Genomic DNA, 18,403 nt, shown 5'->3' on the forward strand with positions numbered 1-18,403 from the left:
TTGAGTTCAGATTGCCGAGGTATTTATGAATGAGAAGCGAATTAAGCAATCCCCATGGGCGATTGTGTCCGGCATTGCCGTTCTATTGGTTGCAATCATCATTCTCGTATTGGTTATCAAAGATCGCGGAAGAAGTGCCGCCGCAGAAGGCTCCGGTTCGTCTTCCACTGCTGTGAGCAGCGGTGCGTCCACTCGGTCCACTCATGGCTGGACGGGAACCTACAAGCCGGCGCCGGCCCCCTCCGTTCTCCCCACACTGGTTAAGAGCGTTCCGCAGCACGCCCTCCCGGGATGTGAGAATCAGCCGACTTACACTCCGTATTCGCCTGCCGATTGGCCGACGGTCCTCCCTCCGTCCCCGGCTCCCGGCAATGACGGCGTCACGAAAGCCGGGAAGCTCGCCATCACTTATCTGGAGTTCAATTCCGATGCGACGGCTATCGTTCAGAAGACGGGGATCAACCCCTATCCGGGTGAGAAATTCGTGGGTGTGAAGCTACGCGTAGCCAACACCAGTTGTCAAGAGTCTTTGCATATTCTATTTGACGTCCGGTTATCCATCGGACAGGTTAAAGCGCTTCGAGCAGTATATAACCCTAAGAATATTCCTGGTTCCTTCGATGATGGAACACGAATGCGATCGGGCGAAACGCGTGAGGGATGGTTTTATCTACGCGTTCCGAATAGTTTCAAAGGCGGTTGGCTTGAATATTCGGCGCTGGACGGACCGCAGTTCGAAGTGAAAACCGGAATATTGGTGAAGTAGCGCAGAGTTAACCGTCTGCTGACGTGAGAAGGCCGTCTGCCGACATGGAAAAGGAATGGGAAAGGAACATGCGAGCATGAGCGCGAATGGAAACGGTTACCCGCCCGCCTGGCAAGGGGGCTTCGACGGAGAACCCGGGCAATGGAGTGCGGATCGGAACCCTCAGCAACCGGAAGAGTTGCCTCAGCAGGGCGGAAGCCCCTTCGATGGAGCGCCGGGCGTACCCGGCCCGTGGGGCGGACAACAGCCCTACGAGGGCATGCGGGGAATGCCGGGACATCCGGCGGAAACCCCGTACGGCTATGCTCCGAATCCGTTCCAACCCGAACGGTCGCGAAGGAGAGGCCGCGCGTGGGCGTGGGCGGTCGCCGCCCTCGTGGCGGTCGGCGCCGTCGTCGGGATCCTCTTCGCCACGGGAGTCTTCGGCAAGAAGGGAGATGAGGCGAATGAGCCGACGGCCGAGCCGAGCACCTCGGTGACCTCGCCGAAGAGGGAGACGCCGACTGAGCCGACGTCCAGGCCCAGCACGCCCTCGACGACTGAGTCCACCCCCTCTCCGGACCGGCCGTCGCTGCCGACCGAGCCGACGACGGTGACCGCCGGTCAGCCGGTTCAGGTCGGAGATTTCCAGATGACCTTCCTCGAATTCAACCCGAATGCCACCTCTGCTCTGGCCGCGCGCGGCCTCACCCCGCAGTCGGGAAGCAAATTCGTGGGCGTGAAGCTGAAGGCCACCAATACGTCCGCCAAGGAGGAAAGGCCTGGGAAGGTGGGGTTGATGATCGAAGGCGTCTACATGGAGACGTTGGGCTACCACGAATCCGATGGCATGCGCAGCGTGAGCAGCCTGCAGCCTGGCCAGAGCGTGGAAGCATGGCAATACATCCAAATACCGGAAAGCATGCAGCCGACGAGTTATACATACAATTACTACTCGACGGATTATAATATTTATAAATCAGCTAAAAACATTACCGTCAGAATTTCCTGATATGCGGATCGCTGAAGAAAACACTGTCATTTAAGCGCGATCAAATGGCGCTGTCACAGTGACCGAATGGCGTTTCGTCGATGGTTAGAGAGGATCGTTCGATGAGCGGGAAGACGAATTCTCCCGGTGGCAAACCGAGTCGGGCAGGGGAAGTCGGCCAGGCGGGCAAAGCGTCCGCGGCAGGCAGGCCCGGGGGCGGGGATGCCGGGCCCGAACATGGCGGGCTGGAAGCGTCCGCGGCAGGCGGATTGAAGGACGCCGCGCGGGAGGGGGACTCTCCGGCGCGGGCCAGGACGAACCCCGGCATCCAGAACGAAGGCCGAGACTCCCCGGCGCGCAGGGCCGCGGCGTGGGCGGGGAAGGCGCTGCGGCGGGCGAGGCGAGCGGCATCCGCTCCGGTTGCCTGGGCGAAGGCCGCCGGAGCCTTCGTGCTAGCCTTGGGCCTGCTGGCAGCCGCGAGGATCCTGCCTCCCGACGATCACGCCGAACTCCACGAGAGGATCCCCGTCGTCAAGCCCGTCGGGGCCGGCACCCCCGTTCGCGTCGGCGGCTTCAAAGTGACCTACATGAAGTTCAGTCCGGACGCCACAGTGGATCTCGACGGGCAAACGGCGGCGCCCGAACCCGGATACAGGGATTTCGCCGTCAAGCTCAAGTTGACCAACGTTTCGAAGAAGCTCTTGTCAACAGCCGATCTGACGATCGACGTCGGACCGACGAAAACGTGGCGCGGCAGCGCGCACGTCAAGGATTCGCTCTATAGAACGCTCCGCCCCGTGGAGACCGCCGAGGTGTGGAAGACCGTAACCCTTCCCAAGGACGTGGTTCCGCTGGAATTCACCTATCGGTACGAGGACAGGGGCGACCCGGACAAGTCCCGAGTGGTCGTGATCGACCAGAAGGCCGATCGTTTCCACCCGAAGGCGCCGGTGAACTTCTCCACGCCCCGAGTGGTCGCAGCGGGAACTCCGGCCGACTTGGAGAAATTCACCATCACGTGTTCCGAACGCCCGATAGAAACCGGCTCTATAAAACAATTCACAATTCCACCAGAGTACTATAAAGAGGTATTCCTCTTACTCACGGTGGAAAACACGGCGGAATACCCTCATGATATGTGGAAATACCTCACTGTGGAAACTCTCGATCATAAAAATGATGGCTGGGTAATCGACGAAGGTCTAGAATCCAACCCACTCGAACCGGGACAAAGAAAAATGATCAAGGTACGATTGTGGATACCCAGAAATGCGAAACTGCAGGAGTTCACATATAAATTCCATGGGGGTAAAACGGGAAGCAAATGGGAGCATGGACTGAATACGAATGTGATCGTCAAAGCCCCATAATCATTACTTCATGATCGTTCCTCCACTGGGACCGCCACCGCTGCGAGCCCGCCGCATCCGGTGGAGCCCGGCCTGAGCCGGCCGGCTGCAGGCTCCGCCGACGATCGGACGTGGCTCGTCTGCGGTAGGACTTGGCCCCGTCGGCGACCGGAGCGGGTGGGGCCTCACCGGGCCGCGACCGGTTAGGAGACGCCGGGCAGCGGCAGGTCAGACGAGGTCGGGCTGGCAGGCTAGGCGAGGTTGAGCCCCTGGAGGACTCATGGCTGGTCGGGAACTCCGTGGCCGGTCAGGGGATCGTCGACAGGAGCTTGTCGATCCGCTTGACCGACACCTTCCCGTCGGTTCCGAGCTGCTGGGCGAAAAGCGACACCCGGAGCTCTTCGACCATCCACCGGGCCTCCTCGAGCGTCGCAGCGGTGCGTGAGTCCCATGGGCGGGTGGAAGCCTCCTCCCGGGCGGACTCCAGCCGTTCTGCCACCTCGGCCACCTGCCAGGCGCGGGAGTCGTCCGCCGCAGGATTCGCCGGAGCCTTCTCGATCCGCAGGAGGGCCGCGCGCAGATAGCGGACGAGATGCGGGAGCCGGGCGGCGGGCGTCGCGCTGACGAATCCCGGCGGGACGAGGGCGGAGAGCTGATCGCGGACGTCCGTGACGGTCCCGATCAGGGCCGCGGACGCGCTCGAGAGCGCCTCGACGACGTCGGCGCGACGCGAGCAGATCTCCGCGACGGTCATGGAAAGCCTGTACACCTCGTCCTCTTGCCGGGGCTTGGCCCAGGAACGCAAGTCCTCCCACTCGCGGCGGCTGCGGATCTCGCCGAGCGTCGTGTCGTGGGCGGCGGCCCAGCGGTCGGCGAGGGCCCGCGCCGACGCCAACTGGAGATCGGCGACCAGCGCGGATGTGTCCGAATAGGGGCCGCCCGCCAAGGCGAGCGCCTGGTCCCCGGCCCAACGGGTCGTGATCCGAGCCTCCGGCAAGGCGATGGACCGGGCGAGGAGGGCGGCGATGCCTCGCGCGTTCTCGTGCGCCTGCTGGCCGGGATCCGCCAGGACGTCGAGTCTGACCCGTCCGCCGTCGGCCACGATCGCGGGGTAGGCCCGTACCGTCATCCCGTGCGGGCCGGGCGTCTCGATCGACCCGGGGACGGCCCCGCCGGGGAAGTCCGGCCAGTCGGTGAGATCGCCGCCGAAGGCGCCGCCGGCGGGGGAGGATGGCGAAGAGGAGGCGGGGGAAGACTGGGCGGAGGAGACGCGCGGAGCCTGCGGGGACGCCTGAGGAGCCTGCGGGGAGGATCGCGGGCCCGGCGGATTCGAGGACTGCGGCGCCGAGGAGCCGGGCGCGCGGGAAACTGGGAAGCCGGCGGAGCGGGGATCGGCGGCTGCGCCGGCCAGCGCCGCCCGGGCTGCGGCACGGTCGAAAGCCTGCGCGACGGCCCCCTTGACCACCTCGCCGACGGCCGAGCGGGACTGCGGCGCCAGGCTGATCTGGAGGCGCTCCAGGCTCGTCGACTCGTCGAGGACGGCCCCGCGCTCGGAACGGACCCGGAAGAGGACCTGCAGGTGGGGCGGGAGCTCGGTCTGGGCCCAGGCGTCGTCGTCGATCCGGAACCCGCGAAGGCGCAGGACGCCGTCGGTGAAGGCATCGCGGAAACCGCGTGCTCCCCCGCTCGGCGCGGAACCCCCGCCCTGACCGCCGGGCGCGGGCGCTTCGGCGTCCAGGATCGGCAGCAGCTCGCGGGCGACGTCGGGGGCGGGCACCAGCTGGCGGCGGATACGCTTGGGCAGGGCTCGGATCGTGCCGGTGACGAGATCCTCGCGCATCCCCGGGACCAGCCAGTCGAAGCCCTCCGGGCTCACTCGCGGCAGCACGGTGACCGGGATCGTCACGGTGATGCCGTCGGCGTGGGAGCCGGGTGCGAAGGAGTACTCGACGGGGAAGCGGAGGTCGCCTTGGACCCACTCGGAGGGATAGTCCCCTTCGGTCGCCTCCGCTTCGCCCAGGAGGAGCTCCCGCGTGAAGTCGAGGAGGCGGGGGGACTCCCGCCTCGCCTTCTTCCACCACGAGTCGAAATGGCGGCCGGAGACGACGTCGGCCGGGATCCGCTCCTCGTAGAAGGCCTCCAGAGCCTCTGGTCCGGCCACGAGCCCCCGCCGGCGCAGCTTCTCCTCGAGCTTCTCCGCGTCCCGGAGCGCCTCCGCATTGTCGCGCAGGAAGGCGTGGTGGGCGCGCCACTGACCTTCGACGAGGCCGTGGCGGATGAACATCTCCCGCGCGAGCTCGCGGGCCGAGTCCGTGCCGAGGGAGGACAGCGGCTTCGGGCGGTCGGCGACGAGCGTGACCCCGTACAGCGTCACTTTCTCCTTGCACATCGCCGCGCCGCTGCGCGAACTCCAGTAGGGCTCGGAATATGTGCGCTTGACCAGGTGCCCGGCCAGAGGCTCGATCCATCCCGGTTCGATCGCCGCGACCGTCCGCGCGAAGAGACGCGAGGTCTCCACCAGTTCGGCCGCCATCACCCAGGCGGGATTGCGCCGGTGGAGGCCCGAGCCCGGCCAGATGACGAAATGCGAACCGCGGGCCCCGCCGTAGTCGCGCGTGCGTTCATTCCAGGCGCCGACGTTGGACAGCAGGCCGACGAGCATCGAGCGGTGGACCGCCCCGGCCTCCGGCGTGTCGGCGCTGCGGCCGAGCTCGCGGCATGCGGCGGCCACGGCGCCGGAACCGGGCGCAGCCCCGAGCGCCGCGGCATCGGACTGGGCCCGGATCTGACCGCGGGACGGCAGGGCGATGGGGCGCAGGTCGAGCCCCAGGGGCTTGGCCAGCTGGCGGAGCTGGGCGGCGACGTCGGTCCACTCCCGGTAGCGCAGATAGTTGAGGAACTCGCCGCGGCACATGCGGCGGAACGCCGAGCCCGACAGCTCCCGCTGCTGGGTGTGGAGATAGCGCCACAAGGTGAGATAGGCCAGGAAGTCGGAGCTGCGAGCCGTGAAACGCGCATGGAGCTGGTCCGCCTGGGGGCGCTTCTCGGCCGGGCGCTCGCGGACGTCCTGGACGGAGAGCGCGGCGACCAGGACGAGCACCTCGGAGGCGCAGCCGTTGCCTTGCGCCTCCAGGAGCATGCGACCCAGGCGCGGGTCGATGGGCAGGCGAGCCAGTTGGCGGCCGACGCGCGTCAGACGCGTCTCCTCGCCCCCGCGGGCCGGCCGCGTTTCGATGGCCCCGATCTCGGCCAGGAGCTGCGTGCCCGCGCGCACCGCCCGAGCGTCGGGCGGGTCGATGAAGGGGAAGGCCTCGACGTCGCCGAGGCCCAGGGAGAGCATGCGGAGTATCACCGAGGCCAGCGAGGTCCGCTGGATCTCCGGCTGAGTGAATTCGTCGCGTGCGGCGAAGTCGGCCTGCGAGTACAGGCGGATGCAGACGCCGTCGGCGACGCGCCCGCACCGGCCCGCGCGTTGGTCGGCGCTGGCCCGGGAGATCGGCTCGATGGGCAGACGCTGAACCTTCGTCTTGTTGGAGTAGCGCGATATGCGGGCGGCCCCCGGGTCGACGACGTAGCGGATGCCGGGGACCGTGAGGGAGGTCTCGGCGATGTTCGTCGCCAGGACGATGCGCCTGTGGGCGTGCGGCGCGAAGATCCGGTGCTGCTCGGCCGCCGAGAGCCGCGCGTAGAGCGGCAGCACCTCGACCGCTCCCGGCACCGAGGAGCGCCCGCCGCCTTCGACGCGCTTGGCTCCTAGCTCGTCGTCGAAGGCCGCTTCGGTGTCGCGGATCTCACCCTCTCCGGAGAGGAAGACGAGGATGTCACCAGGGCCTTCCTCCATGAGCTCCCGGCACGCTTCGACGACGCCCGTCACCTGGTCGACGGCCCGCCCGCCGGTCGCTGCGACGCGTGAGGCGGACGGGCCGGAGGCCGCGGCGAGAGCGGCTGTCGCAGCGGAAGCGCGACCCGGGGGCTCGGCGGCGTCCGCCCCGTCGGCACCGTCTTCGACCACCAGCGGCCGATACCTGATCTCGACCGGATACGTGCGCCCCGAGACTTCGACGACGGGCGCATCGAAGTGCTCGGCGAACCGCTGGGTGTCGATGGTCGCCGAGGTGATGACGAGCTTGAGGTCGGGCCGCCGCGGCAGCAGCCGAGCCAGGTATCCGAGCAGGAAGTCGATGTTGAGGGAGCGTTCGTGCGCCTCGTCGATGATGATCGTGTCGTAGCGCGTGAGGTCCGGGTCGGATTGGATCTCGGCCAGGAGGATGCCGTCGGTCATGAGCTTGACGAGGGTGCCGGGCGAGGCTTCCTCGGTGAAGCGCACCTGGTATCCGACGATCCCGCCCAGCTCGACGCCGAGCTCGTGGCACAGGCGCTCGGCGACCGCGCGGGCGGCCAGGCGGCGCGGCTGGGTGTGCCCGATCATGCCGGCCACTCCGCGGCCCAGTTCCAGGCAGATCTTCGGCAGCTGCGTGGTCTTGCCCGAACCCGTCTCCCCCGCGACGACGACGACCTGGTTGTCGCGTATGGCCGCCGCGATGTCCTCCCGTCGCGCCGAGACGGGAAGGTCGGGGTAGTCGATGGCGGGCACGGATGCGCGCCGTGCCGCTTGGTCGCCGAGCGAAGCGGCGGATCCGTGCCCGTGGGCGGATCCCGCGGAGGCGGCCGACGACCTGGCCCTGGCGGGCCGGCGGCCGCCTCCGCGACCGCGTCGACCGCGCCGGCTGCGGCCGTGGGGGCTGGATTCCTCGGACATCGACTCCCATTGTCCCACGCCGGCGGTTTCACTCGCAGGCCCCGACCGGCCGGATCGCAGGGCGGGCGGGGGGCGAGGCCGCGTACCTCGCGGCGTCGCCCCGTCTGGGCCGCAGAGAGATGAGCGTCGCGCCGTCGACGATCGCCTGCATTGGCGCCCGCGCGGCCTTCCATCCCCTCCGGGTCAGCTGACGGCCGCCACCGCCTTCCGCGCGTTCCAGGGCATGACGGACAGGAGGAAGCCGATTCCCAGGATCGCCACCTTCCACCACAGTCCGTTGGACTCCAGAACCTCATTGGCCTGCGAGTGTTCGCCCGCGCGGGCATTCAGGGCGGCCGCCGCCGCGGGGATGACGAGGGCCAGCCCCGCCACCAGCGTGAGCGCTCCGAATGCCCCGACCCCCACCAGGACGCCCGTGGAACGGTGCTCGCGGTAGTGGCGCAGGAGCGGGATGGAGGCGATGCCCCCGAAGAGGAATCCTCCCAGCCCGAAGAGGAGGATCCACAGCAGGTTGAGGGCGGGGGCGACGACGGTCAAGTGGAGGAGCAGCGGCAGGCACACGATCATGCCGCCGACCACGACGCCCGCCAGGAGCCACTGCCTGGAGTCGGCGACGTAGGCGGTAACGGCTCCCGTTCCGGGGCCGAGCCGCGGGATCCCCTCGACCTTCTGCTGGAAGAACTCGTAGGGCATCGTCCCCAGCTCCACGTATCCGATGCCGGCCCGCTGGGCGAATTCCTTCGCCTTCTCGCTGTCGTAGAGAGGGGAGTCCCCATAGGATGCCGAGGCGCTTCCAAGCCAGGCGACGGGGTTCTCGTCGTCCCCCAGCAGGAGCCAGCCCGTCTTCTGGACTGTGCGGTTGGACACCCGCGCCCCCCGGCCCGGCACGCGGATGACGACCGTATAGCGCGCCAGGGCGGCGACCCGCGACGTGGAGCGCTGCCGCATCCCCCGGGTCATCTTCCACGCCGAACCGGTCGTGGCCGGCGTGACGGAGAAGGCGGATGTGTGAGGCTGGCCTTCATGCGGCGGCTGGCCGGCGGCCAGCGGGAAGACCGTCGGATTCTTCTTGTGATGCACGACGATGGTCTGGCCCTCGAGCGTCAGTTTCGACGCTCCGCTCAGGTCGCGAGGCTCAAGCTGTATCTCTTCCATGGGCGGTGATTCAGTCCTTTCGACCCTTTCGACGCCGGAGTGCCCGACCATGTTAAGCCCCGAGAACGCTTTCGGCGAAGGTGACCGATCCCCGACCCCGCGCCGTTCCCCGCCGCAAGGCCCTCCTTCGCCCTCCTTCCGCGCGGCCCGCCCGCCATGCCGCAGCAGCCGAGGCGGCCGGTCCCGCCGCGCCGGATGGGAGATGCGCCGCAAGACGTCGCGTCGTCCGGGAGACGCGCAGGTTTCGACGCTATGCTCGCCGTTGACTCGAGAGGAACACGCATGAGAATCAGCCCGATGAAGCTGACGTGGGCGATCCTGGCGTCCGTCGCGGCGACGGCGGCTGCGGCGACCGTCCGGCCGGACGTCCTTCCGGGAGGCCTCCGCCGACTCGCGCTCACCGCTCCCTACGCGGAGCTCGTGGCGCTGCGCGGATGGGAGGCGATGCTGCTCGGGGCGGCCGCGCTGTTCTTCCTGATCATCGGGATCGTGCGCCGCGTCCTTCTGCAGCGCGGGCGGATCGCCTTCGCGCTCGCGGCCGTCCTGGCCGTGTGCTCCGCCCTCCACGCCGGGATCCTGATCACGAGGGGCTTCACCAACCACGGGGCCCTCCCTCCCGACAGGGGAGTGACCGCCCGGACGAAGGGCGACGGATCGGTGACCGTCATGCAGTACAACACCGAAGGCGGACGGGTCCCCGTCAAGGCCCTCGCCGACCTCGTCGAGAGGAACGGCGTGGACGTCGTCACCCTCGTGGAGACGTCCACGGGGAGCAGCAGGAAGCTCGCCGCCGAACTCGAGAGCAGAGGTCTGGCGTTCGCCCGATTCGACAACGGGCACTCCAGGTACGCGGCCGATTGGGGGTCGACCGTCGTCCTCGTGTCCAAGGGCCTGGGCGAGTACGCCGAGCGGACGCTCCCCCGGGCGATCGCCGACGCCGACCTCCCCGCCGTCGCGGTCGGCCCAGTGAGCGGGAAGGGCCCCTCGATCGTCGCGGTCCACACCGTCGCCCCGACGGGAGCCTCGTTGGACGGGCGGCGCATGAGCGAATGGAAGGGGCACATCGCGGCGGCCTACGGGGTGTGCAGGCAACTGCCCGGAGCCATCCTGGCGGGGGACTTCAACTCCACCGCCGACCACGAACTCGTCCTCGGCGGCACCGCGTGCCGGGACGCGGCCGCCGAAGCGGGGAGCGGAGCGGTGGGGACGTGGCCGAGCAACGTCAGCCCCCTGCTGGGCGCGCCCATCGACCGGATCATGAGCCCGGCGGGGTACAGGGGGGACCGGGCCGCGATAGTCGACGCCGGAGGCTCCGACCACCGCGGGCTCATCGTCCGACTCCACAAGAGGTAGCCGGCCACAGCGGCCTTCGGGGGTGGCGGCGGTTCGCCCGCGCGGGCGGAGGCGCCGGAAAGACGAAGAGAAAACAGCCATGATCGAGGTCGGTTCGCCTGTGCGGGCGGAGGCGCCCGGCCGGGGACCTTGTAGCGGGCGTCGACCCCGCGCCGGGTCAGGAGACGAGCGAGGCGAGCGCGGTCAGGGCGGCGCGCCAGAAGGCCTTCGTCTCCTCCAGGTCGTCGGCGCGCAGCAGCCCCGAGTGCACGACTTCCACGCGCGTGCGCGGCGTGCCGTCGGCCGCGTCCGGCAGGGCGCGCAGCGAGACCGCCACCCGCGAGCCGTCGGCGGCCTCCAGGCGCAGCGACGTGCCCGGCGTGTGGCTGCGGACCTCGAACTCGCAATCCAGCCAGTCGCGGCGCTCGTCATCGTCGTCGATCCACGGCCAGACGTCCTGTGGACGGCATCGGACCGTCTTCGTGACGGACGCTCGGTGCGCGCCGTCCCGGCCCCGCCCGCCGTCGCGCAGTCCGCGGGCGCGCTCGTAGTCGATCGCGAGCGCCTGCGCCCACCAGGCGTCCACCTCGCGTTTGGCGCCCAGCCAGCGCGCGATCCTCTTACGGTCCCATTCCTGGGCGCCGACTTCGTCGAGCTCCCGGTACCAGTGCCTGCGCGAGCGCCCCGTGGCGTTTTCGAGGCGTTCGTCGCTGATCATCGGGTGCGAGACGGAGACGGCGGGGGTGTGTGCCGAACCGCTCATGATTCCTCCTGAAGCCAGTGTATGGGTAAGATGTGGTGGGTGCCACCTGCTGACGGCGCGGTGGCCGTGTCGGCGAGACAAGCGCACGCGGGGCAGTCGTGTGCAGGCGAAGAGCAAGGAGTGATTCATGGGTGTCAAGTCCCTCGCGGTGGGGTTCGCGGCCGGATACGTTCTCGGGGCGAAGGCGGGCCGCAAGCGGTACGACCAGATCGTCAAGGTCAGCTCGAAAGTGTGGAATTCGAAGCCCGTTCAGGCGGGTGTCGACAAGGCGCAGGACGCCGCCGGGCAGGCGTTCGGGGCCGCGAAGTCGAAGGTGGCCGACGCCGTGCCGTTCGGCCGTGGCAAGGCGGCCGAGGAGGACGAGACGATCGTCGCCGAGGCCGTCGAATAGCCCGGCCGTCGAATAGCCGGCGGGCTCTCCCGGGCTTGCCCGCGGCCGGGCCCGCGTCGCAAGCCGGCCTCGGCGTGGTTTTCCCAGAGACCTCCCGCGCCCCTGTCGAAGAAGCGGGCCGTCCTCCCGGCGGATGAGGCCTCCTCCGAGGAGTCCGTGCCCGCAGGCTCTACACTTTCAGGGTGGATCTCTCCGAGGTATTCCAGTGGGTCTTCCTGAGCGTCGACGTGGGCGGAGTCGTCGTTGCGGGCGTTCTGGGCGGGATGGTCGCCCGTGAGCGTCGCTTCGACCTCGTCGGGTTTGTGGCCTTGGCGTTGATGGCTGCCCTCGGCGGGGGCATGCTCCGCGACGTCCTCCTGCAGAGCGGTCCGCCCGTCGCGCTGACGAACCCCTATTATCTGGGCGGCGCGGTCCTGGGGGCCGTCGTCGCCTTCCTCCTGCCGCTGCGCGGAAAGTGGTGGCACCGGTTCTTCATTCTGGCCGATGCGTTCGTCCTGGGCGCCTGGTCGGCCACCGGAACCATCAAGACCGTCGAGCTCGGCTTCGGGATCGGGCCTGCCATGCTCCTGGGCGTCATCACCGGGGTGGGCGGGGGCATGATCCGCGACATCGCCGTCGGCCGGACCCCGGCGATCTTCGGAGGCAACACCCTCTACGCCACGGGCGCCCTCGCGGCGACGATCCCGGCCATGGCCCTGTGGCATGCGGGGCATCCCAGCCTCGCACTCATCGCCGCCACGCTCGTGGGAGGGATCGTGTGCACCGCCGCTCGCTGGTACAAGTGGCGCTTGCCCCTGAACGACGACTACTCGCTGGGGCGAACCTACCGGCAAGTGCGCGCCTCCTTCGAGGAATACACAAGGATGCGCGAAGCGGGCCTGCTGCGGAGACGTCGCACGGAGGCGGTCGAGATCCGGGCTCGGCACAGCAGGCGCCGGCGCGGACGCGGGCTTGGGCGCGGACGCAGCCGATGACGGCGCCGCCCGGCCGGGTCGGTCCCGCCCGGCCGGGTCGGTCCCGCCCGCCGGGACGGGAGCCGCCCGGGAGGCGCCGCTCCGGGAAGGTCCGTGGCGGGAAGCCTCTAGCCGTGTGCGGACGCCTTGACGACGACGGCCTGGGCGAGGTCCGCCAGCTGCCCGCCCGTCATGCCGGGCCAGCCGTGGACCGCCCGCCTCCACTCGGCGGGGATCGCCTTCTCGCCGTGGGCCGCTCCGAGCAGGCCGCCGGCGATGGCGGCGACGGTGTCCGTGTCGCCTCCCAGAGACACGGCGTTGACCAGGCCCGTGCGCACCGCCCGCTCGCCCGCGAGGTCGCGGACCGAGAACACGGCGTGCCAGGCGCATTGGAGGGCGACGACGGTGAAGCCGTTCTGGTGGGCCGAGAAGGCGCCCGCCTCGGCGTCGTCGACGGCTTTCGCCCAGTAGTCGCGGGCCTGCGCGTCCAGCAGGTCGAGCCCCGCCCGCACGTCGGCCCGCCCGGTTGTCAGGGCGTGGCGGATCGCCTCCGTCCACAGGATGCAGGACTGGTCGACCAGAGGGTCGTAGTGCGTGAGGCGGGCCATGGCCTTGGCTGCCTTGGCCGTGCGCATCCGCGAACCGGGGAACGCCAGCCCGACCGGCGTGGTCCGCATGAGCGCGCCGTTTCCCGCGGCTCTGTCGGTCCGGGCCGAGAATTCGTCGGCCGCCTCGTGCAGGCGGTCCGAGACGTCGCCGCGGCCGGCTTCCGCGGCGTGGGCGAGCACCGCCCGCGTCTGCGTTCCCACGTCCGACGCGCCGCCTGCCAGCCAGTCGAGGAAGCGCTCGCCGACTAGGTCGAGGGCGGGCTCGCTGGTCAGCGATACGCCTTTGGCCGCCACTTTGGCGATGCATATCGCCATTTGGGTGTCGTCGGACCATTCGCCGGGTTCGTAGGGGCCGAGTCCGCCGCCGATCATCTCCGGCGAGTCCGTGGGCGCGGCGAATTCGTAGGGAACCCCGAGGACGTCTCCGCAGGCCGAGGCGAGCATGGCGCCCCGTGCTCGGGAGACGATTTCGGGAGTCGCTTCGAAGCGGGAGTCATCCGCTAGTCGGGCAAGGTCTTCGGGTTTCATCGCTCCTCGCTTTCTGGTGTGGCTTTCCGCTGACCCGGCCGGGGCGCGGGGACGCCGCGTGGCCGTGGCCCCGGTTCCGCTCGGCGCTTCGAACCCGCCGGATGCGTGAGCCCGTGGAGCATCGCCCAGCCCCGTTGCATGGTCGTGGTCGCCCCTCCATTGTACGTGCGCCCCTTGGCCGGAGGCACCCCGATCGGTTAACTGAGCGCACCCCGATCGACCGGCTCGCCCCGGCGGAAGCGGCCGAGGATCGCCCGGGAGGGTGGCCCCACCGGACGGTTGGAGGACTCCGGACTGTCCGGGAGGACTTCCCTGGTCGAGGCCCGCGACGGATGGCCCGGCGGCCGATCGGCTCGCGTGCGGGCTCCCCGAGGTTTCGCATGCGCGGTTCCGCTCCCATTTCCGGCAGCGTCGTTGTTCCGGTGGCGTTCGCGCTCGCCGCCGGGGGCCTGCTGCGCCCCGCGGTTCTGCGCGCCGTCCGGGGCCGGCGCGGATACGATGGCGGACGTGAAGATCGTCTGCGCCCCCGACAGCTTCAAGGAGTCGATGAGCGCCGCCCAAGCGGCCCGCGCCCTCGCGCGGGGAATCCGGCGAGTCCTCCCCGACGCCGAATGCCCCGAAATCCCCATGGCCGACGGCGGCGAGGGCTTCGCCGAATCCCTGGCCGACGCGCTCGGCCTGGCCCCGGTCGAGGTCCCGGTGCTCGACGCCTACGGCGGCCGGGCGACGGCGCGCTTCGCCATGGCCGGCGGCACGGCGGTCATGGAGTGCGCCCAGGCGGTCGGATTGGGGATGATCCCGCCGGAGCGCCGCCGCATCCGCGAGGCGACGAGCTTCGGCGTCGGGCAGATGATCCTCGCGGCCTTGGACGGCGGGGCGCGCGACCTCCTCGTCGGCGTGGGCGGCAGCGCCACGAACGACGGCGGCGCCGGGATGCTCCGCGCACTCGGGGCGCGCCTCCTGGACGCCGACGGGCGCGAACTCGACGGGAGCCCCTCCTCGCTCGCCCGCCTGGCGGCGGTGGACACCGCCGCCTTGGACCCGCGGCTGAACGGCGTCGCAGTCAGGGTCGCGTGCGACGTCGACAACCCGCTCCTGGGCGCCCGCGGCGCCTCGGCCGTCTACGGGCCGCAGAAGGGGGCCACTCCCGAGGACATCGGATTCCTCGACGCGGCGCTGGCCCGCCTGGCCGCCGTGTGCGGGCACGACGCCGGGCTCGCCCTGGCCGCGGGCGCGGGCGCGGGAGGCGGCCTCGGCTACGCGTTCTGCGCCTTCCTCGGCGGGGAGTTGCGATCCGGCGCGGACCTCGTCGCCGAGGCGGTGGGGCTCGCGGACGCTGTGAGGGACGCCGACTTCGTGTTCACGGGCGAGGGCGCGGTGGACCGCCAGACCCTCATGGGCAAGGCCCTCTCGGGCGTGGCCCGCGCGGCCCGCTCCGCCGGGGTGCCGATCGTGGCCTTCGCCGGCAGGCTCGGCGAAGGGGCCGAGGCGCTCTACGACCACGGCTTCGCCGGGCTCGTGCCGATCGTCGCCGGGGTGACGACCCTGGAGGAGGCCCTGGCCTCGGGCCCGACCGCCCTCGCCGACGCCTGCGAGCGGGCGACGAGGCTGCTGGTGGCGGGCCGCGCCCGCCGCGGGGAGAGACGTTGAGAAGCCGCGCGCCGGGAGATGCTCGCCGTCCCGAAGGGTGAGCCTGCCGGCCCGCGGGCCCCGCTGCCGTCTAGGCTGGCTCTGGTGAGGGTCAGTGCGGCTGGACGCGGACTGTTCGAGTTCGAGCGCCTATGGAAGCGCTCGGACGGCGAATGCCGCGCTGCCGGCCTGACGGAATCGAAGGAAACCCGGAGGCGACCGTGGCGTACTCGCGACGCGATTACGGACTGTGGCTGGGAGCCTCGACCGCGGACATGCTCGCACGATCGTGCCAGGAGGTGGCGCTCCCGTTCGTCGTCTTCTCCCTGACGGCTTCCACGGCCAGCACCGGCGTCGTCCAGACGGCTGGGATGATCGCGTTCCTGCGCTTCGCGCTCTTCGGAGGGGTTCTCGTCGACAGGGTCGACCGACGCCGGCCATGATCGCCAGGGGCTCTCCGGCGCCGTCCTGTGGGGCCTCTTCGGGCTGCTGCTGGCCGTCGTGCTGCTCGCGGGCTCGGCGTTGTCGAAGCGGTACGCGCCCAAGGTGGGTTCCGGCACGCTGCTCGTCTCCGCGATGTCCGTCATGGCGGGGCTGGCCTCGGCGACCGTCTTCTCGCACACTTACGCGGCCCTGTTCGTCTGGTTGTCCGCATGCGGATCGCCGTGCCGCTGGTCGGAACCGTGGCGCAGGGATACATCTACTCGGTCACTCCGTCGAACCTCCAGGGGAGGGTCGCCTCCCTCATGAGCGTTCTGGAGACGGGGCTCTCGGCGCTCGTCCCCCTGACCGTGGGGCCCTCGTCCAGGCGGGCCAGGTCGGGCCGTCCTACGGGCTGGGCCTGGCGGCCACCCTCGCGGCGCTGGCCGCGGTGAGCGTCGGCGGCCTGCGCAGCCTCGGAACGCCGTCGACGTGGAACCGCGACTGAGCGCAGCCCCGGCCCAGTTGCCGGGCCGGGGATCGCCCCGAAGCGTTGACACCGCGAGGCCGCCACCCTACCCTTTCTGGGTAGGAACGGCTAACCTGACTGAGCGATCCGTTTCCCGCGGACCGTCACGCGGCCAATGCTTCTGCTTCATCGACGAGGTCGGGGCACGCGCACGTGAACGCAGTTCAGTGCGCTCGGCACGCCGAGCGGACTGACCTCGGCGCGCGGGTGCGGCCGGTCCGGACCGGCCGCACGGCACGCACCGCGGGCCGGCGGCACATCTGCGATGGAAAGGGACATATCGTGAAGAGAAGAAGGCGGGCCCGCCTGGCGGCCCTGGCCGCGGGCGTCGCCCTCGTCGTCTCGGGATGCTCGGGAGGGGATTCGGGCGGCGGCTCGTCCAAGGGCTCCTCGCAGCAGCTGCGCATCGGCACGGCGCTCACCCCGACCGACTCCCTGGACCCCAACACGGCGACGTCGCCGGGCATCATGATGACCATCTCCTACATCTACGGCTCGCTCGCCGCGACGACGGACAAGGGGACGAAGATGCGGCTGGCCGAATCCATCACGCCCAACGCCACGGTCGACGAATGGACGGTCAAGCTGCGCAAGGGCCTGACGTATTCCGACGGGACCCCGGTGACGGGCCAGGACGTCCTCGCCTCGTTCCAGCACCTAGCCCAGGCGCCCGAGTACAAAACGCTGTACGGGGGGATCGACTTCGCCGCGTCGAAGGCGGAGGGCTCCACGGCGGTGCTCAAGCTCACCGCCCCGTCCTCTGATTTCCTCGAATCGACCTTGGCCATGATGTCCCCGATCGCGCCCAAGGGACAGTTCACCGGCGTGGGGGCCGGCCCCTACGCCCTGCAGAAGGGGGACTCCTCGACCGGCTACCAGCTGAAGAGCAACCCCAAGTACTGGGCCGGCGAGCCGAAGATCAAGCGCGTCGAGGTCAAGATGATCGCGAGCGCCTCCGCGCGGGCGAAGGCCCTCAAGGCCGGCGAGATCGACTACGCCTACGGCCTGGACTCGGCCTCCCTCGCCACGCTCAAGAGCGCCTCCGACCTGGTCACCCCCAAGCCGACCCTGCAGTCGGCCTCGGCGATGGACCTCGTGCTCAACACGCGCGTCGCCCCGTTCAACGACCCCGAAGTCCGGCGGGCGGCGAAGCTCACGCTCGACCGGGCGAAGATGGTCAAGACCGTCCTGGGAGAGTCCGGCGAGCTCGGCAACGACATGCTCGGCAAGGGCTACCCCTCCTATCCCAAGGACATCGAGCAGGTCAAGGCCGATAAGGAGAAGGCCCGCAAGATCTTCGCGTCCAAGGGCGTGACGTCCTTCACCATCATGGCGGCGGACATCACCCCCGGCCTGGTCGCCTCCGCCGAGCTCATGGCGCAGGAGTTCAAGAAGGTCGGGGTGGACGTCAAGATCGAGAAGGCCGACGCCCAGTCCTACTTCTCGCAGATGGACAAGCTCTACGCCTCCCCGGCCTTCACGATGTACTGGATCAACCGCCCCGCCATGGGCGAGTTCAGGATGCAGGCCGACGCCCGGTCTCCCTACAACGTCAGCGGGTACTCCTCGCAGGCGATGACCGAGAAGTTCACCAAGGCCACCCAGACCCTCGACGAGAAGTCCCGCGACAAGCTCGTCGCCGAGATCTCCCAGGAGATCCACGAGTCGGGCGGCGACCTCGTCTGGGGCTTCCAGAAGCAGCTGTCGGCCTACCGCAAGGGGCTCAAGGGCCTCGTCGTCGACCAGTCGATGCCTTGGATCGCCGAAGCGACGTTCTCGGCCTCGTGAGCCTGACCGGGTCCCGGGTGAGCCCGGCCGAGCCCCGGACGGGGCTGGCCGGGACCGGCGCCGGGCTGCCCGCCTGGCTGATGTGGCGGGCGGCCCGCGGCCTCCTCCTCTGCCTCTTGGGGAGCGCGGTGCTCTTCCTCCTCGTCCAGGCGCTGCCCGGCGACGCCGCCTCCCTGGCGGCCGGGAGCGGCGGTCCGGAGGCCGTGGCGCGGATGCGCGAGAGGATGGGGCTGGACGTCCCCCTTCCGCGCCGGTACCTCTCCTGGCTGGGCGGGGTGCTGACCGGCGACTTCGGCACGACGCTCAATGCGGGCGTGCCCGTCTGGCGGGCCGTCGCCACGCCCCTGATGGCGACCTTCACCGTCATGGCGATCGTCCTCCTCGCCCTGGCGCTGGTCACGCTGCCCGCGGCCGTGGCGGCCGGGGCCCGGCCCCGCGCCCGCGCATCCCGAGGCGCGGCCGC

At 69.8% G+C, this 18,403-nt stretch carries 15 protein-coding genes and 1 pseudogene; 11 read left to right on the forward strand and 5 right to left on the reverse strand.

The features are described from left to right. The first annotated feature begins 25 nt into the window (after positions 1-25). Positions 26-766 (forward strand): hypothetical protein, encoded by a 741-nt coding sequence (locus tag HMPREF0043_RS10980; RefSeq protein WP_021601370.1) that lies wholly within the window; start codon positions 26-28, stop codon positions 764-766. A gap of 300 nt (positions 767-1,066) precedes the next feature. Here HMPREF0043_RS10980 and HMPREF0043_RS11635 read toward each other — a convergent pair whose 3' ends face one another. Continuing rightward, positions 1,067-1,315, reverse strand: a complete 249-nt coding sequence (locus HMPREF0043_RS11635; protein WP_040317720.1) for a hypothetical protein — start codon at positions 1,313-1,315, stop codon at positions 1,067-1,069. A gap of 43 nt (positions 1,316-1,358) precedes the next feature. On the opposite strand from HMPREF0043_RS11635, the gene HMPREF0043_RS11640 reads away from it, so the two are divergent. Together HMPREF0043_RS11640 and HMPREF0043_RS02965 are read left to right on the forward strand one after the other, a co-directional pair. Next, the gene (locus HMPREF0043_RS11640) at positions 1,359-1,757 is read left to right on the forward strand and encodes a DUF4352 domain-containing protein (RefSeq protein WP_232206002.1); all 399 of its coding nucleotides are present in this window, start codon (positions 1,359-1,361) and stop codon (positions 1,755-1,757) included. Between the two features lie 101 nt (positions 1,758-1,858). Beyond that, positions 1,859-3,106 carry a hypothetical protein gene (locus HMPREF0043_RS02965; RefSeq protein ID WP_156897493.1) on the forward strand — a complete coding sequence of 416 codons (1,248 nt, stop codon included), beginning with the start codon at positions 1,859-1,861 and terminating at the stop codon, positions 3,104-3,106. A gap of 286 nt (positions 3,107-3,392) precedes the next feature. Here HMPREF0043_RS02965 and hrpA read toward each other — a convergent pair whose 3' ends face one another. Next, complete coding sequence (gene hrpA, locus HMPREF0043_RS02970) at positions 3,393-7,679, reverse strand: ATP-dependent RNA helicase HrpA (protein ID WP_021601373.1); 4,287 nt, start codon at positions 7,677-7,679, stop codon at positions 3,393-3,395. Between the two features lie 348 nt (positions 7,680-8,027). After that, complete coding sequence (locus HMPREF0043_RS02975; RefSeq protein ID WP_021601375.1) at positions 8,028-8,999, reverse strand: hypothetical protein; 972 nt, start codon at positions 8,997-8,999, stop codon at positions 8,028-8,030. Positions 9,000-9,281: 282 nt separating this feature from the next. Between HMPREF0043_RS02975 and HMPREF0043_RS02980 the strand changes: the two genes are divergently transcribed. Beyond that, positions 9,282-10,352: an endonuclease/exonuclease/phosphatase family protein gene (locus HMPREF0043_RS02980; RefSeq protein ID WP_021601377.1), complete on the forward strand. Its 1,071-nt coding sequence runs from the start codon at positions 9,282-9,284 to the stop codon at positions 10,350-10,352. Positions 10,353-10,509: 157 nt separating this feature from the next. Here HMPREF0043_RS02980 and HMPREF0043_RS10105 read toward each other — a convergent pair whose 3' ends face one another. After that, positions 10,510-11,094: a hypothetical protein gene (locus HMPREF0043_RS10105; protein ID WP_021601378.1), complete on the reverse strand. Its 585-nt coding sequence runs from the start codon at positions 11,092-11,094 to the stop codon at positions 10,510-10,512. A 127-nt stretch (positions 11,095-11,221) separates the two neighbouring features. Between HMPREF0043_RS10105 and HMPREF0043_RS10110 the strand changes: the two genes are divergently transcribed. Beyond that, the gene (locus tag HMPREF0043_RS10110) at positions 11,222-11,485 is read left to right on the forward strand and encodes a hypothetical protein (RefSeq protein ID WP_021601379.1); all 264 of its coding nucleotides are present in this window, start codon (positions 11,222-11,224) and stop codon (positions 11,483-11,485) included. Positions 11,486-11,667: 182 nt separating this feature from the next. Further along, positions 11,668-12,459, forward strand: a complete 792-nt coding sequence (locus HMPREF0043_RS02995) for a trimeric intracellular cation channel family protein (protein WP_021601380.1) — start codon at positions 11,668-11,670, stop codon at positions 12,457-12,459. Positions 12,460-12,566: 107 nt separating this feature from the next. Here the strand turns inward: HMPREF0043_RS02995 and HMPREF0043_RS03000 are convergent, their stop codons facing one another. Further along, positions 12,567-13,574: an ADP-ribosylglycohydrolase family protein gene (locus HMPREF0043_RS03000; RefSeq protein ID WP_051317407.1), complete on the reverse strand. Its 1,008-nt coding sequence runs from the start codon at positions 13,572-13,574 to the stop codon at positions 12,567-12,569. A gap of 498 nt (positions 13,575-14,072) precedes the next feature. Here HMPREF0043_RS03000 and HMPREF0043_RS03005 point away from each other — a divergent pair, with 498 nt between their 5' ends. From HMPREF0043_RS03005 to HMPREF0043_RS10115, 5 genes and pseudogenes are all read left to right on the forward strand, one after another. Continuing rightward, complete coding sequence (locus tag HMPREF0043_RS03005) at positions 14,073-15,224, forward strand: glycerate kinase (protein ID WP_021601382.1); 1,152 nt, start codon at positions 14,073-14,075, stop codon at positions 15,222-15,224. 254 nt (positions 15,225-15,478) lie between these two features. Next, complete coding sequence (locus HMPREF0043_RS11895; protein WP_198010271.1) at positions 15,479-15,646, forward strand: MFS transporter; 168 nt, start codon at positions 15,479-15,481, stop codon at positions 15,644-15,646. A 210-nt stretch (positions 15,647-15,856) separates the two neighbouring features. Then, entirely contained in the window at positions 15,857-16,078 is a 222-nt protein-coding gene (locus HMPREF0043_RS03015) for a hypothetical protein (protein ID WP_040317722.1), read from the forward strand. A 356-nt stretch (positions 16,079-16,434) separates the two neighbouring features. Then, entirely contained in the window at positions 16,435-17,940 is a 1,506-nt protein-coding gene (locus HMPREF0043_RS03020; RefSeq protein WP_021601385.1) for an ABC transporter substrate-binding protein, read from the forward strand. Next, positions 17,907-18,403: pseudogene (locus HMPREF0043_RS10115) on the forward strand (hypothetical protein); the annotation flags it as partial. The gene HMPREF0043_RS03020 and the pseudogene HMPREF0043_RS10115, both read left to right, overlap by 34 nt.

Source organism: Actinobaculum sp. oral taxon 183 str. F0552 (assembly GCF_000466165.1).
GTDB lineage: Bacteria > Actinomycetota > Actinomycetes > Actinomycetales > Actinomycetaceae > Peptidiphaga.

Bases quoted from the DNA above. Each gene is read 5' to 3' on its own strand.
- HMPREF0043_RS10980 (WP_021601370.1), top strand. From the start codon at position 26: ATGAATGAGAAGCGAATTAAGCAATCCCCATGGGCGATTGTGTCCGGC.
- HMPREF0043_RS02965 (WP_156897493.1), top strand. From the start codon at position 1,859: ATGAGCGGGAAGACGAATTCTCCCGGTGGCAAACCGAGTCGGGCAGGG.
- HMPREF0043_RS02975 (WP_021601375.1), bottom strand. From the start codon at position 8,999: ATGGAAGAGATACAGCTTGAGCCTCGCGACCTGAGCGGAGCGTCGAAA.
- HMPREF0043_RS02980 (WP_021601377.1), top strand. From the start codon at position 9,282: ATGAGAATCAGCCCGATGAAGCTGACGTGGGCGATCCTGGCGTCCGTC.
- HMPREF0043_RS10105 (WP_021601378.1), bottom strand. From the start codon at position 11,094: ATGAGCGGTTCGGCACACACCCCCGCCGTCTCCGTCTCGCACCCGATG.
- HMPREF0043_RS10110 (WP_021601379.1), top strand. From the start codon at position 11,222: ATGGGTGTCAAGTCCCTCGCGGTGGGGTTCGCGGCCGGATACGTTCTC.
- HMPREF0043_RS03000 (WP_051317407.1), bottom strand. From the start codon at position 13,574: ATGAAACCCGAAGACCTTGCCCGACTAGCGGATGACTCCCGCTTCGAA.
- HMPREF0043_RS03005 (WP_021601382.1), top strand. From the start codon at position 14,073: ATGGCGGACGTGAAGATCGTCTGCGCCCCCGACAGCTTCAAGGAGTCG.
- HMPREF0043_RS11895 (WP_198010271.1), top strand. From the start codon at position 15,479: ATGCTCGCACGATCGTGCCAGGAGGTGGCGCTCCCGTTCGTCGTCTTC.
- HMPREF0043_RS03015 (WP_040317722.1), top strand. From the start codon at position 15,857: ATGCGGATCGCCGTGCCGCTGGTCGGAACCGTGGCGCAGGGATACATC.